Raw genomic sequence first — 13,587 nt, 5'->3', positions numbered from 1 at the left:
GAGATGATGAAGTTCTACTACGCGCCGCACACGTGCTCGCTGGCCTCGCACATCGCGCTCGAGGAAGCAGGCGCCGACTACGAGGCCATTCGCGTCGATTTCAAGACGAGCCAGCAGCGCACGCCCGACTATCTTGCGATGAATCCGAAGGGGCGCGTGCCTGTGCTCGTCACGGCTCGCGGCGTCATCACGGAGACTCCCGCGATCCTGGCGTATGTCGCCGCTACGCATCCGGCGAGTGGGCTTGCGCCGCTTGATGACTCCTTTGCCTTTGCCGAAGTCCAGGCCTTCAACAGCTATATGTGCTCGACGGTGCATCCAGGTCATTCGCACGGCATCAGGGGCTCACGCTGGGCGGACGATCCGGCGGCGCTCGAGTCCATGAAGGCCAAGGTTCAGCAGAACATGACGGACTTTTACGAAGTCATCGAAAGCCGCATGTTTCGTGGCCCATGGGTCATGGGTGAGAATTACTCGATTGCGGACGCCTATCTGTTCACAGTTTCCGGCTGGCTCAAGCAGGACAAGGTCGACATCGCGCAGTTCCCGCGCGTCGCCGATCACTTCGCACGCATGAAGGAACGTCCAGCCGTTGCGCGAGCGCTTGCAGTGGCGCACGGCACAGCCTAAATCCGCAGGCCGCGAAGGCTTGGGGGAAGTGGCATGACTTGGTCGATCATCGCGCGGGATCCCGCGAGTGGCCGCATTGGTATTGCGGTCGCGACGTGCAATTTTGCCGTGGGGGCTCGCGTGCCGCATTTGCGGACCGGCATCGGTGCCGTGTGCACGCAGGCGCTGACCAATCCATTCTTCGGGCCGCGAGGCCTCGCGCTGCTGACGGCAGGCGGGTCGGCCGATGATGTCGTTCGCATGCTCATGATGGCCGACGAAGGGCGCGACCACCGCCAGGTCCACATCATGGACCGCGAGGGGCGCTTTGCTGCCGCGACCGGTGCGGCGTGCATCGACTGGTGCGGCCACCTTCAGCGCGCGACGATCTCGATCGCCGGCAACATGCTCGCAGGTCCCCAGGTGATCGAGGCAACGGCGGACGCCTACGAGGCCGGCGCGGACTTACCATTGCCCGAACGGCTCATTCGCGCCATGCAGGCCGGCGAGGCGGCGGGTGGGGACAAGCGCGGGCGCCAGTCGGCAGCACTCCTCGTGCACGATGAGGAAGACTCTCCCATGCTCGACATCCGCGTCGATGATCATGCTGATCCGCTGGCCGAGCTCGCTCGCCTGGAGCTGGTCTCGCGCGAGCGCGCCATTCATGCGCGCCGCTTTGGCCCGACGCGGGACAATCTGACTGGGATCATCGACCGCGCGGAGCTCGATGCCGCGATCAAGCGCTCGATCGATGAGGGCTACCGCTAGTGTCCCGATTCCGAAGTTCGCCATACCTCGATGCTGGCGCCCCGAGCGAACTTCGGAATCATAAGGGACACTAGAATCATAAACTTGCTAGTGTGATTCAGATCGAGAAATTCGCTCGATGCCGTGCCGCGAGATGTGGCGAATTTCTCGATCATCACACTAGCCGCCGCGCATCTTGCCGCGCCAGCCGATCGCCAGCACGACACCTGCAATCGCGACGCATACCGCGGCCATGACGAATGCCGCGCGATATCCGAACCACGTGATCACGACGCCGGCAATGGGTGGGATCACGACGTACGTCGCAAACACGAAGAACGTCGAGCCGGCACTGGCCTCGCTGGCCCGTTCCGGCGCAAGGCCCGCGACCTCGGCCATGAACAGGCCGTTCCACGTCGCAACCGAAATGCCGGAGAAGGCCGCCACCGCGATCAGCGCAGCCATCGACCAGCCACTCCCCAGGCATGCTATTGCGATCGCCGACGCTGCCGAGAGGACGGAGAGGCCGCACAGCACCGGACGCGGCGAGCCGAAGGCATCGGCGATGAAGCCATAGACCACGCGCCCGGCAACGCTCAGGGCCTGGTTCAACGCGAACAGCAGCCCCGCGAGCTTCAGGTCATAGCCGAGGCCATTGGCGAGAAACGTGACGAAGAAGGCGTTCAGCACGCCCTGCACGCTCGCAAAGCCGATGCTCGCGAGCGCAATGATCCTCAGCCCTGGAATCGCGGCGAGCGTCAGGAACGGCTGACGCAGGTTCGAGAGCGCAAACAGCTTGCCGAACCTGAATGCCGTGCGCGGGCGGCTCTCGTTGAAGTGCCGCGGCGCGAGAAAGAGGATGCTGCTGGCCACGAGCAGAAAGACGACGAAGACGCCAAGCGCGCCCCGCCAGCCGTATTGCGCAGCGAGCGCGCTCCCGGCGACGCCCGCGATGACGCCGCCGAGCGGAACACCCGTCTGGCGGAGTGAGAAGATGCGGTTGCGTTTCGACGGCGGCGTGTTGTCGGCGAGGATCTGGCTGCCGGCCGGCGTCGTCGTCGCATAGGCAAAGCCGATCAGGATGGCACCGGCGATCATCAGCGCGTACGAGCCGGACATGATCAGGGCTGCGCCGGCCGTCGCGACGAGCGCGGCCACCATGAGAGCCCGGACCGGGCCGAGTGGCACCGTGAAGGCCGAGTTGGCCATATAGAGCCACACCGAGCCGAGGCCCGAGGCGCCGCTGATCCACCCGAAGGCGGCTGGCGGCATCCCGGCCGTCGCCATCATCATCGGCGCCAGCACGGCGAGGGAGAGCGCGAGCGTCGATGACCCGACGAGCGTGATGAGCGCGACATTGAACGCCTTGAGCGTCGCGTATTGCGGCGCGCTTTCTGCCGACGGATTGGGGCGGCGGTCGCTCACCTCGTCGCCTCGACCGTCATCGCCCATCCTCCACGCTCGAAAGGATGCCGCGCACGCCCGCCTCGAACAGTGCCTGGTCCGGCCCCGCTGCGAGCATATTGAAGCCGAGCTTCTTGTATTGGCGCGCCCAGTCGGCGCTGGCCGCCATGAAGCCGAGGCCCTTCTGGTGCTTGCGGCCCGCCGTGACGATCCGATCGACAGCCTTCACGTAAATCGGATTGTCGAACTGTCCCGGAATGCCGAGGAAATTCGTGAGATCGAAGTGGCCGACCCAGAGCACATCGATGCCGTCGACTGCCGCGATCGCCTCCACCTGCTCGAGGCCGCGCTCGGTCTCGATCTGCGCGATGACCAGCGTGCGCGCATCGGCCGTGCGCATTTTCGCCTTCGGATCTCCGCCCGCGTAATCGTCATGAGCAAAGCCGAAGGCGGCGCCACGGCGGCCGCGCGGAGGATAGTGCGTTGCTTCCACGATTGCGCGGGCCTGCGCCTCGCTCTCCACCATCGGGACCATGACGCCGTGGCAGCCGATGTCGAGCGCGCGGGCGAGGAAGTGGTACTCGCCGCGCGGCACGCGCGCCATGGGCGCAATCGGCAGCCCTCGGCAGTAAGAAATCTGCATCTTGATGGTCTCGAGCGACGTGCCCGTGTGCTCCATGTCGTAGATGACGTACTCGGCGCCCGCGTTCACGAGGAGCTGCGGGATCGCGGGGCCGAGCAGCTCGAACATCATGCTGCCGAGCACCGTCTCGCCCGCGAGCACGCGCTGGCGCAGGGACTTGCGGGCCATGGTCTGCGTTCCTCCCCACTGGCGCGTTGGCCGGCAGTCTTTGTTCTTATGCGGGATCGGGCGCCGGCTCAGCGCGCGGCGCGAAGCAGCGCCTGACGGAAACGCACGCGGTTGGCGCCGCCGTCGAGCGAGAGCTTGTCCTTCGGCGCATCGACGGTCGAGACCTTCACGAGGACGAAGGACGTCCCATTGCTCTCGCGCAGCATCCGCGCGCCGGCCGCGAGCTGGTCTTCGCGCTCGATGGTCATGGTCGAGCCGATGCCGGCGCCGATGGCCATGCGCTCGAGATCCACGCCGAGGCTCGTGTGGCTTTTCTGGTAGCCGGTCTCGCCGTAGTGGCCATTGTCCACGCACAGGATGGAAAGGTTAGGCGGCTGCAGCGCACCGACCGTGGCCAGCGTGCTGACGTTCATCAGCAACTCGCCGTCGCCCGTCGCAACGAGCACGCGCCGTTTCGGCTGAGCGAGCGCCAGCCCGAGCCCCATGGAGAGGGCCGCGCCCATGGCGCCGCCGAGGGCGTAGAGGTTGTCGCCGTCGTTGGTGATCGACGCGAGCTCGTAGGCTGTCCCGGCGAGTCCGGCGATCATCAGGAAGTCGGCTGGATTGCCGACGAGGGCCGGCACGGCATGATTGCGGTCGAGGGGCATGGTTGTCTCGGCTCTCCCGGGAGGTGCCGCCGATCGGCTGTCGGCGGCTGTGGAATAGGGCGTCCCGTGGACAGAATGGCGCGATCAGGTGCCGAGGGGCAAGCTTGGCGCGTGCGCACGCCCATGCGTTCCCGTCGCGGCTATCATAGGTCGACCCTGGATTGATCTCCATCAAGCACCATGGCTGAGCGGCAGGGCATACGGTACAAAAGCATGCCCATGCCCTGGGAGGGAGCCGCCTCGGATGACGGAAGACATACTTTCCGAACGCGCTGCCGCGCCGCTCGCGCTGCCTCGAACGGCCGTCGCGATTCGCCGCGTGCCCTTCGATGCACCTTGGGCCTGGCTCGCCGCAGGCTGGAACGACCTCTGGCGCGTGCCGCACATCTCGCTCGCCTATGGGGCTGCTTTCGCGATCGTTGCGGGTGGGCTGCTCCTCGGGCTGACGCTCGCCAATTGGCAATCCCTGGTGCCCGCGCTCGCTGGCGGCTTCCTGCTGGTCGGCCCGCTCCTCGCGGTCGGGCTCTATGAAACGAGCCGGCGTCTCGAGGCCGGCGAACACATCGAGCTTGGCGATGTCATTGGCGCGGGTCTTCGCGCCAAGGGGCAACTCGGCTTCTTCGGCGTCGGCCTCATGGTGATTTTCCTCGTCTGGCTGGAGCTCGCCTTCGTCCTCCTCGTCCTCTTCCTTGGAGGTGCCGGACTGCCGCCACCATCCGAGTTCCTCACGCGTCTCCTGTTCACGCCCTCGGGCCTCGGCCTGCTGATCGTCGGGTCACTTGTCGGCGGGGTGCTTGCCGCCACCGTCTATGCCGTGTCGGTCATCGCCGTACCGCTGCTGCTCGTGCACAGGATCGACGCGATATCGGCGGCGGCAGCGAGCGTTGCGGCCGTGCGCCAAAATCCCAAGCCCATGCTGCTCTGGGCGGGCCTCATCGGCGGCTTCATGGCGTTCGGCTGCGCAACGCTCTTCCTCGGCTTGGTCCTTCTGTTCCCGTTGATCGGCCATGCAACCTGGCACGCCTTCCGCGCGCTCGTCGTCGTGACGGACGACCGGATCGGCGGCCCGTTGCCGGCGCCTTGACCTCGGGCGCTCAATCGCGCAAGTGTGGGCCGCCGCCGGGCGGGCTCGGCGTGCCAACCGGTCCCGTAGCTCAGCCGGATAGAGCACCAGATTCCTAATCTGGGGGTCGCAGGTTCGAATCCTGCCGGGATCGCCAAATCCTCACCCGAACGCGAGAAAATTGCCAAAACGGCGCGTGATATTGGGCGCCGCTACCGCGATGGCCCGCAGGGCGATCGTGAAAGATACAGGCCTGCCGATCGGTATGTAGGCCGTGTGCAGTCTGCTATGCGTGGCGCAAACATTGGGGAGGGAATACGAGCAGGTTCTGTGCTTCCCAAAAAAGACGGCGCATATGGATCTGGAACTCAAAGGACAAGCTGTTCTCGTTACCGGGGCAGGATCGGGGATCGGACAGGCGATCGCCCTTGCATTTGCGGCCGAGGGGGCCGCGGTCGCCGTCAACGATCTCACGCGCGAGCGGTGCCAGGAGACGCTCGAACTGCTGCGGCCTACCGGCGTACCGGCGATGGCCGCTCCCTTCGACGTCACGCGGCTGGACGACGTAAGGGCTTCCATCGGCGAGGTTCATGACCGGTTCGGGCGCCTTGATGTTCTCGTGAACAATGCGGCGATCATGGTGAACAATACGCCGTTCGTGGAGAGCCGGCCGGAAGACTGCGAGCGGGAGATCGCCGTCGGATTGTTTGGCGCGATGCATTGCACGCGGAGCGTTCTTCAGGGGATGATAGGGCGCACCCACGGTCGAATTGTGAATATCGTGTCGGACGCGGCGAGGGTCGGTCAGGAGAAGGAAGTGGCCTATTCGAGCGCGAAGGGCGGCCTGATCTCCTTCACCAAATCCTTGGCCCGTGAAGTCGGCCGCCATGGAGTAACCGTGAACGCGGTGTCGCCGGCAGCAACAGACACGCCGCTGCGTCGTGAAATGCTCGGCCGCCTCGAGGCAAAGCTCGGAGCGGAGGCTGTCGCCGCGCGCGAGGAGAAAGTTCGCCGTGTCTATCCGGTCCGGCGGATTGGCCAACCCAACGATGTCGCGGACCTCGTTACCTTCCTGGCATCGACCAGGGCGCGTCACATCACCGGACAGATCTGCAGCGTGAACGGCGGTTTCGCGATGCCCGGCTGATTGGCCCAGCTCCGATCGGCCCCTCTCCAAGCTTCAAGAGACGATAACGTGACCACAATGACCGACGAACAGATCGCGATGCGCGACATGGTGCGCAATTTTGTGCGTGAGGAAATCATTCCCCATGCGGCGGAGTGGGACCGACAGCACATCGTGCCGAAGGCGACGCTGGAAAAGCTCGGGGGCTTCGGCTTCTACGGTGTCGGCATACCTTCGGAATGGGGCGGCGCCGGAGCCGACTTCTTCTCGTATCTGTATCTGACCGAGGAGCTCAGCTACGGCGATGCGGGCATCTGCAACACCATCAATGCCACGAACTCCTTCGCCAACAACGTCTTCGCATTCGGAACGGAGGCGCAGAAGGAGCGCTACCTTCGCCCGGTCGCGGAAGGGCGGCAGATTGCCTGCATGCTGCTGACGGAGCCGCAGGCGGGATCGGATGCTGCAAACCTCCGCGCGCGCGCCGAGCTGCGCGGCGACCGCTATGTCATCAACGGCAGCAAGCTGTTCATAACCTCGGGAGCGACTGCGAAGATCTCGCTCGTCATCGCCGTGAGCGACCCGGCGGCGGGCCGGCGTGGGATTTCGGCATTTATCGTGCCGACCGATACTCCTGGATACACCGTTGTTCGCGAAGAGCTGAAGCTTGGGCACCGGACGAACGACACCTGCCAAATTTCGCTCGAGAATGTGGAGGTGCCGGCTGAAAACCTCCTCGGTGAGCTGGGCGATGGGCTGAAAATCGCGCTGTCGGGTCTCGAGACGAAGCGCATCGTCGTTGCGGCCCAGGCGGTCGGCGTGGCCCAACGCGCATTCGATGAGGCGCTGCGCTATTCCCAGGAGCGGGAGACGTTCGGCAAGAAGATCTCCCAACATCAGGCGGTCGCGTTCACGCTCGCGGAGATGGCGACAGATCTCGAATGTGCGCGGCAGCTCTACTACCACGCGGGGCGGCTCAAGGATGCGGGCGTTCGCTGCGTGCGTGAAGCCTCGATGGCGAAGCTCTTCGCCTCGCAGATGAGCGAGCGCGTCTGCTCGGCGGCTCTCAAGATGCACGGCGGCTACGGGTTCCTGAACGACTTCCCGCTGGAGAAGCTCTACCGGGATGCGATGGTGTTCCAGCTCTACGACGGCACGAACGAGATCCAGAAGCTCCTCATCTCCCGCGAGCTGCTTTCCAACCGCTGAGCGCGTCGGCAGCTCCCAAGGACAGGCTAGGACAGCATGATACTCACGATCGCGCAGGAAGGGCCGGTACGGATCCTGACCCTCAATCGCCCGGAGGCCATGAACGCTTTGTCGGGCGCGCTGGCGGTGCGGCTTCTGGAGGAAGTTCGCGCGGCCGAGCAAGATGCGGACACGCGGGTCATCATCGTCACTGGTGCCGGCGACAGGGCTTTCTGCGCGGGTGCCGACCTCAAGGAGCGGCGTGACATGAGCGCCGATGAGAAGTGGGCGCAGGCCACTTCTCTGTGGCGCGTCAACGACGCCATCTGGCGCTCGCCGAAGGCTTTCGTCGCCGCCGTCAACGGCTGGTGTGTCGGCGGCGGCTTCGAACTCGCGCTCTACTGCGATCTTCGCATCGCCAGCGATCAAGCGCGCTTTGGCTTTCCCGAGATGACCTTGGGCGCTTTTCCCGGCGCCGGCGGCGCTGTCATCCTGCCCCGCTTGATCGGTCGCGCGGCGGCCCGGCCGTTCTTCTACATGGCGCGCCAGGTCGGCTCGGACGAGGCGCTGAAACTCGGTATCCTCGAGAGTGTCGTCAAACGGGAGGAGCTGCTTCCCTCGGCCCTCGAGCTCGCGCGCAAGATTGCGGACAGCACGAGCCCGCTCGGGTTCGCGGCTGCCAAGGAGCTTCTCAACGCGGGGGCAGACCTGCCGTTCGATGCGGCAGCCGAGCTGAACCAGACCCTGCGTCGCCCACTCGAAGCGACTGCCGATTACGAAGAAGGCCTGCGGGCCCATTTCGAGAAGCGCAAGCCGCGTTTCATCGGCCGCTAAGGCTGATCGGATTCGCGCGTAAGGAGAGCAGATCAGTGCCCGAGAGCCTGCCGACGTATCGCCTCTACGCTATCAAGTATGCCTCGCGAGAGGCCAGGCGCTCGGATCATTTCATCGGCGGCGATGCGCGCGACGAGCGCATGGACATGGACTATTTCATCTGGGTCGCCGTCGGGGCGGGTCGGACGATCGTGATCGATACGGGATTTTCCGCTGAGGTTGCGGCGCGGCGGAAGCGCAAGCTGTTGCGTTGCCCAATCGAAGCCCTGCGCCTGATCGGGATCGAGCCGGGAGAGGTGAAGGACGTCATTCACACGCATCTTCACTATGATCATGCCGGCAATATCGACCTTCTGCCGGCAGCGACGTTCCACCTCCAGCAGAGCGAGCTTGCGTTCGCTGTCGGCCCGGACATGCGCTTCCGCTACTTTGCCGCCGGCTATGAAGCCGACGATATCGCCAATCTGGTCAGGCTCAATTTCGCGCGGCGGCTGAAGCTCTACGACGGCGCTTTCACCTTCGCGCCCGGCATCGAGATCGACATAGCTCCGGGGCACAGCGTCGGACTGCAGTACCTGCGGATCCACACCGAGCGCGGCTGGATCACGTTGGCGGGGGACGTGGCATCGTTCTTCGAGAACATTAGCCGGCAACGGCCGTTCGTGGCGGCCGTCGACATCGCGCAGATGCTTCGTTCCTACGAGAAGGTGCGCGCGACTGTACCGAGCCTGGACTATCTCATTCCAGGGCACGACACGCTCGTGATGGAGAGCTATCCGCCGGCGAGCGAAGAGCTTGCGGGCATCGTCGTGCGTCTCGATCTGCCGCCGCTGCGTCCGATCCCGGACCGGGCGGCGCGCTGATGGGGGCAAATGCCACGTCGGTATATGGCGAATGATCACCCTGCTATGCCGGCGCCGCGCGTGGTCAGTGTCGGTGGGCGGAATATGGTTCGATCAGGAAACATTGCCGGACGGCGTAAGGCGCGTCCCGTTCCGCCGTGGCCGGGTTCGGCAAAGCAAACGTGAGCAAGCCTCCGCATATGGCGGGATGGCTTGACGGAGGAGACTAGGTGATCATGAGGACATTCCAGCGGATCGCTGACGAAGACCCCATGGAGACGCTCTGTCGGATGGTGGTCGAGACGAGTTACGACGATCTGCCGAAGGACGTCCGGGAGTTCGGCAAGAAGCAGATCCTCGACATCATCGGCGTTTCGATGGGCGGCTCCGGCATGGACGGCATCGCCGATGTCGTTGCCTTCGTGCGTGATCAGGGCGGCAAGCCGGAGAGCCACATTCCATTTTACGGCGGGAAAGTGCCGGCTGCGATGGCGGCATTCGCGCTGGCGCCGATGGCGCGTGCCATGGACATGGGCGACACGCACTACGAAGCCGGGCATGGCGCGGAGTATACCGTGCCGACGCTGCTCGCCGCGACCGGGCTGAAGGATAAGACGAGCGGACGGGAGCTTCTGACGGCGTTCATCGTTGCGCAGGAGCTCATGATCCGGACGGGCCTTGGCTGCTCGTTCAAAAGCATCGAGCAGCCCGGCGGCTCTGCCGGAGGGCACTACATTTTTGGTGCGGTGGCCGCAGCCGCCAAGCTGCTCGGCTTCAGCCACGCTGAGCTGATGAACGCGCTCGGCATCGCCAAGCTGATGACGCAGCCGCACGACGCCTCGATGTACAACGAAGGCGCCTCGATGATCAGGTTCCATCATGGCTTCGTCGCGCAGGATGCGATCAACATCTGCCGGATGAGCCGGTTCGGCGTGACGGGACCGGTCAAGGAATTCCTGGCGGGAGAGCAGCGCGGCTACTACGCCCTCTTTGCACGAAAGGGTCGCATCGATCTCGATGCGGTCACGCACGAGCTCGGCGCGCGCTGGGAAATGATGCGCACGAGCTTCAAGGCGCACGCTGCCTGCAAGTGCACGCACACCGGCATCGATCTCTTGCTCGAGCAGATGCGAGAGCACGAGTTCAGCGTCGGCGATGTCGAGAGCATGCACCTGGATGTTGGCAGCCTGAACTGGACAGTGGTGGCAATCCCCAAGGCGGAGAAATGGAAGCCGGAGACGGTCCCGCAATGCCAATTCAGCTTGCCCTACGTCATCTCGACGGTTGTGCACGACGGCGGGATCTTCCTCGACGCCTACACGCCGCAAGCCCGCGCGCGGACCGACGTGCGTGGTTTCATGGATCGCATCTCGGCGGATCTCGATGAGAGCTTGCCGCCGCTCGGAACGCGCCTGACCACAAAGCTGAGAGACGGTCGGGCGATTGCTGGCGTGTGCACGATCGAGAAGGGGCACCCGGACAATCCCCTGACGGTCGAAGAGGTGGCTGCAAAGTTCCGCAGGTGTGCGCCTTTCGCCGCCTATCGGCTCGATGACGCGGCCATCTCGAAGGTCATCGAGAATGTTCTGGCGCTCGAGAAGATCTCCGATGTCGCCGCCGACGTCGTATCGCCGCTGGTGCCGCGCGACGTGTCCGGTCGGCCGAAGAGCCTGCTGGCCGAGGCCGCGAGCTGAGAAGCCCGCGTGCCGAATTTGAAGGGGTGGAGAGCGTATCGCACTCCACGTTTCAGCTTGCTGAGGATGAAAACATGACAGACGACGCTGACAGCTTGTTCGAAAAGGGCCTTGCGGTTCGCAAGGAGGTTCTCGGCGAGGACTACGTCAATCGGTCGATTGCCGGTGCCGACGAGTTCACGCGCACGATGGCCGAGTGGTCGACTTCTTACTGTTGGGGTGCACTCTGGACGCGGCCCGGCTTCGATCGCCGCAGTCGCAGCATCGTGAACCTCGCCATGATCGCAGCGCTCAACCGGCCTCACGAGCTGAAGCTGCATGTGAAGGCTGCCCGGAAGAACGGCCTCACGAAGGACGAGATCAAGGAGATCTTCCTGCAGGTCGCGGTCTACGCCGGCGTGCCGGCGGGCATCGACAGCTTCCGCCTTGCCAAGGAAGCGTTCAAGGAAATGGGCGATGAGTAATTCAGAAACGCCCTCATCGAGGACCACCGTGATTGCGCCGCCGGCCAAGGTCGCGCTGGTAGGACTGGGCAATATGGGGCGTCCGATGGGCGCCCGCCTCATCGGCGCGGGCTTCAATGTCGTCGGGTTCGATGTCGCCGAGGGGATGCGCGAGCTCTTCGCTCGCGAAACCGGAGGCAAGATCGCGCCTTCGCTCACGACGGCCGTCGAAGGGGCGCAGGTCGTTATCACCATGCTGCCGAACGGCGCCATCGTGCGTGAAGTCCTGAATGCCATTCGGCCGCATCTGCGTCAGGACGCGATCATCGTGGAGATGAGCTCATCCGATCCGATCGGGACGCGCGAGATCGGAGAGGCATTGGTCGCTGCAGGGTTCGGCTTCGTCGATGCGCCTGTCTCGGGAGGTGTGAAGCGGGCCATCGACGGCTCGCTGGCGATCATGGCCGGGGGTGAGGGAAGTACGATCGACCGCGTCGAGCCGTTGCTGAAAGCCATGGGCCGCGCCGTCTTCCGTACTGGCCCAATCGGCTCGGGGCACGCGGTCAAAGCGTTGAACAATTACGTATCGGGAGCAGGGCTCGTGGCCGCGCTCGAGGCCATGAACGTCGGCAAGACGTTCGGCGTCGCCCCCGAGGTGCTTGTCGATGTGCTGAATGCTTCGACGGGAAAGAACAACTCGACCGAGGTGAAGCTGAAGCAGTACGTCATCTCCGAACGCTACGATTCAGGTTTCTTCCTCGGGCTGATGGCCAAGGATATTCGGACTGCGCAGCATCTTGCCGAACGGCTGGGCGTGCCGGTTCCGCTGGGTGAGAAATGTGCCTCATTGTGGGACGCGGCGGCCGAAGAGCTCGGCGACAAGGCCGATCACACGGCGATCAATCGATATCTGACAGCTCCTGCCTGATGTAGTCGACGCCCGTTGTGCAAGGATCTGCTACCCAAGATAGCAGTACGACCGCTATTATTGAGGCGGGCTCGCTATTGACCTCATCGCCAACCGGTCATCGGGCAAGTCGCTAGTGCCCCAATTCCGAAGTTCGCCACACCTCGATGCTAGTGTCGCGCGCGAACTTCGGCATCAAAAGGGACACTAGGATCGTGGACTGGCTAGTGTGATTCAGATCGAGAAATTCGCTCGGCCCCAGCCCTGGGAGGTGGCGAATTTCTCGATCATCACACTAGAATAGCGGAACCTTGCCCATGGAGCTGCGACAGCTCGAGTACTTTCTAGCGATTACAGACTGCGGCGCGTTCTCACGCGCCGCAGCTAAAGTTTCCGTAGCTCAGCCCGTGCTCAGTCGTCAGATCAAGGCGCTCGAGGATTCGCTCGGGGCCAAGCTCTATCATCGGACCGGGCGCGGCGTTGCGCTGACTGAAGCCGGGAAACTGCTGGAGAAGTACGCGCGGGCCATGCTGCAGGCGCGGTCGGCCGCCGAATACGAGATCGGCACGCTCGGCCTGTCTCCCTCCGGCCATGTCAGCGTCGGAATGCCGCCTTCGGTTACTGCAGCTCTCGCGGGCCCGTTGGTTCAGCGCTTCAGCCAGAAGTTTCCGAATGTCCTTCTGGGCGTGATGGAGGGCTTCAGTGCGCATGTTCTGGAATGGCTGATTTCCGGTCGCATCGACGTCGCCGTTCTCTATGACACGCCGCACAGCCGGACCGTATCGACCGACGAGCTCCTGACCGACGAGCTCTTCCTGCTTGGTCCGATGAATGACCCATTCGGTGTGGGCGACGGTGTCGTGCCGACGGCGGCGCTCAAGGATATTCCACTCATCCTGCCGAGCCGGCCGCACGGACTGCGCCTGCTCGTCGACACGGTTCTGGCCCGGCTCGGTGGCCTGATTGCAAACGTTCGGATCGAGATAGACGCCATGCCGTCGACGCTGAAGCTGGTCGAATCCGGTGTCGCGTACACGGTGCTTTCCTATGCCTGCGTGCATGACCTCGTCACATCGGGCCGAATTCGCTACTGGCGGCTCGAGCCGACGATGAATAGGAAACTTATCCTAGCTTCGTCGACGTTGCGGCCTTCCACCGAAGCGTCGCGTGCGCTTGCTCAGACAGTGCGAAGTCAAGCCCGCGCCATGCTGCGATCGGGGCAATGGTCCCCGCGCCTCTGACAAAATATGCGTACGCCAATATGGCTGCTAT

General features: G+C 64.2%; 14 protein-coding genes and 1 tRNA gene. 12 read left to right on the top strand and 3 right to left on the bottom strand.

Annotated features, from left to right (window positions below):
- Positions 1-3: 3 nt before the first annotated feature.
- Positions 4-630, top strand: coding sequence for a glutathione S-transferase family protein (locus CS1BSM3_RS26770; RefSeq protein WP_072393307.1), 627 nt, complete (start codon positions 4-6; stop codon positions 628-630).
- A gap of 33 nt (positions 631-663) precedes the next feature.
- A complete protein-coding gene (locus CS1BSM3_RS26765; RefSeq protein ID WP_072393304.1) occupies positions 664-1,377 on the top strand; it encodes a DUF1028 domain-containing protein in 714 nt (237 codons plus the stop codon).
- Between the two features lie 159 nt (positions 1,378-1,536).
- Here the strand turns inward: CS1BSM3_RS26765 and CS1BSM3_RS26760 are convergent, their stop codons facing one another.
- From CS1BSM3_RS26760 to CS1BSM3_RS26750, 3 genes are all read right to left on the bottom strand, one after another.
- Positions 1,537-2,808 carry an MFS transporter gene (locus CS1BSM3_RS26760; RefSeq protein ID WP_072393301.1) on the bottom strand — a complete coding sequence of 424 codons (1,272 nt, stop codon included), beginning with the start codon at positions 2,806-2,808 and terminating at the stop codon, positions 1,537-1,539.
- Positions 2,798-3,571 carry an HpcH/HpaI aldolase family protein gene (locus CS1BSM3_RS26755; protein WP_072393298.1) on the bottom strand — a complete coding sequence of 258 codons (774 nt, stop codon included), beginning with the start codon at positions 3,569-3,571 and terminating at the stop codon, positions 2,798-2,800. The genes CS1BSM3_RS26760 and CS1BSM3_RS26755 overlap by 11 nt, the downstream gene beginning before the upstream one ends.
- Positions 3,572-3,639: 68 nt before the next feature.
- Complete coding sequence (locus CS1BSM3_RS26750) at positions 3,640-4,218, bottom strand: thiamine pyrophosphate-dependent enzyme (protein WP_072393295.1); 579 nt, start codon at positions 4,216-4,218, stop codon at positions 3,640-3,642.
- A 244-nt stretch (positions 4,219-4,462) separates the two neighbouring features.
- On the opposite strand from CS1BSM3_RS26750, the gene CS1BSM3_RS26745 reads away from it, so the two are divergent.
- From CS1BSM3_RS26745 to CS1BSM3_RS26700, 10 genes are all read left to right on the top strand, one after another.
- On the top strand, positions 4,463-5,302 hold the full coding sequence (locus CS1BSM3_RS26745) for a DUF2189 domain-containing protein (protein WP_072393293.1): 840 nt from the start codon (positions 4,463-4,465) through the stop codon (positions 5,300-5,302).
- A gap of 59 nt (positions 5,303-5,361) precedes the next feature.
- A tRNA-Arg gene (locus CS1BSM3_RS26740) sits at positions 5,362-5,438 on the top strand.
- Between the two features lie 198 nt (positions 5,439-5,636).
- Positions 5,637-6,428, top strand: coding sequence for an SDR family NAD(P)-dependent oxidoreductase (locus CS1BSM3_RS26735; RefSeq protein WP_083528929.1), 792 nt, complete (start codon positions 5,637-5,639; stop codon positions 6,426-6,428).
- A gap of 57 nt (positions 6,429-6,485) precedes the next feature.
- Complete coding sequence (locus tag CS1BSM3_RS26730; protein WP_072393290.1) at positions 6,486-7,616, top strand: acyl-CoA dehydrogenase family protein; 1,131 nt, start codon at positions 6,486-6,488, stop codon at positions 7,614-7,616.
- A 36-nt stretch (positions 7,617-7,652) separates the two neighbouring features.
- Positions 7,653-8,429, top strand: a complete 777-nt coding sequence (locus CS1BSM3_RS26725) for an enoyl-CoA hydratase/isomerase family protein (RefSeq protein ID WP_072393287.1) — start codon at positions 7,653-7,655, stop codon at positions 8,427-8,429.
- A gap of 35 nt (positions 8,430-8,464) precedes the next feature.
- Positions 8,465-9,292, top strand: coding sequence for an N-acyl homoserine lactonase family protein (locus tag CS1BSM3_RS26720; protein WP_210188833.1), 828 nt, complete (start codon positions 8,465-8,467; stop codon positions 9,290-9,292).
- Positions 9,293-9,507: 215 nt separating this feature from the next.
- Positions 9,508-10,965 (top strand): MmgE/PrpD family protein, encoded by a 1,458-nt coding sequence (locus tag CS1BSM3_RS26715; RefSeq protein ID WP_072394663.1) that lies wholly within the window; start codon positions 9,508-9,510, stop codon positions 10,963-10,965.
- A gap of 74 nt (positions 10,966-11,039) precedes the next feature.
- Positions 11,040-11,429, top strand: coding sequence for a carboxymuconolactone decarboxylase family protein (locus tag CS1BSM3_RS26710; RefSeq protein WP_072393284.1), 390 nt, complete (start codon positions 11,040-11,042; stop codon positions 11,427-11,429).
- Positions 11,422-12,336 (top strand): NAD(P)-dependent oxidoreductase, encoded by a 915-nt coding sequence (locus CS1BSM3_RS26705; protein ID WP_072393281.1) that lies wholly within the window; start codon positions 11,422-11,424, stop codon positions 12,334-12,336. Before CS1BSM3_RS26710 ends, CS1BSM3_RS26705 begins: the two co-directional genes overlap by 8 nt.
- Positions 12,337-12,632: 296 nt before the next feature.
- Positions 12,633-13,556, top strand: coding sequence for a LysR family transcriptional regulator (locus CS1BSM3_RS26700; RefSeq protein WP_072393278.1), 924 nt, complete (start codon positions 12,633-12,635; stop codon positions 13,554-13,556).
- Positions 13,557-13,587 lie beyond the last annotated feature (31 nt).

This window comes from Hyphomicrobium sp. CS1BSMeth3, assembly GCF_900117415.1.
Lineage (GTDB): Bacteria > Pseudomonadota > Alphaproteobacteria > Rhizobiales > Hyphomicrobiaceae.
The sequence above is the reverse complement of the archived record's forward strand: the minus strand, read 5'-3'. Positions and strand labels throughout refer to the sequence as shown.

Coding starts and splice junctions, on each gene's coding strand:
- CS1BSM3_RS26770 (WP_072393307.1), top strand. CDS start 4: ATGATGAAGTTCTACTACGCGCCGCACACGTGCTCGCTGGCCTCGCAC.
- CS1BSM3_RS26765 (WP_072393304.1), top strand. CDS start 664: ATGACTTGGTCGATCATCGCGCGGGATCCCGCGAGTGGCCGCATTGGT.
- CS1BSM3_RS26760 (WP_072393301.1), bottom strand. CDS start 2,808: ATGGGCGATGACGGTCGAGGCGACGAGGTGAGCGACCGCCGCCCCAAT.
- CS1BSM3_RS26755 (WP_072393298.1), bottom strand. CDS start 3,571: ATGGCCCGCAAGTCCCTGCGCCAGCGCGTGCTCGCGGGCGAGACGGTG.
- CS1BSM3_RS26750 (WP_072393295.1), bottom strand. CDS start 4,218: ATGCCCCTCGACCGCAATCATGCCGTGCCGGCCCTCGTCGGCAATCCA.
- CS1BSM3_RS26745 (WP_072393293.1), top strand. CDS start 4,463: ATGACGGAAGACATACTTTCCGAACGCGCTGCCGCGCCGCTCGCGCTG.
- CS1BSM3_RS26735 (WP_083528929.1), top strand. CDS start 5,637: ATGGATCTGGAACTCAAAGGACAAGCTGTTCTCGTTACCGGGGCAGGA.
- CS1BSM3_RS26730 (WP_072393290.1), top strand. CDS start 6,486: ATGACCGACGAACAGATCGCGATGCGCGACATGGTGCGCAATTTTGTG.
- CS1BSM3_RS26725 (WP_072393287.1), top strand. CDS start 7,653: ATGATACTCACGATCGCGCAGGAAGGGCCGGTACGGATCCTGACCCTC.
- CS1BSM3_RS26715 (WP_072394663.1), top strand. CDS start 9,508: ATGAGGACATTCCAGCGGATCGCTGACGAAGACCCCATGGAGACGCTC.
- CS1BSM3_RS26710 (WP_072393284.1), top strand. CDS start 11,040: ATGACAGACGACGCTGACAGCTTGTTCGAAAAGGGCCTTGCGGTTCGC.
- CS1BSM3_RS26705 (WP_072393281.1), top strand. CDS start 11,422: ATGAGTAATTCAGAAACGCCCTCATCGAGGACCACCGTGATTGCGCCG.
- CS1BSM3_RS26700 (WP_072393278.1), top strand. CDS start 12,633: ATGGAGCTGCGACAGCTCGAGTACTTTCTAGCGATTACAGACTGCGGC.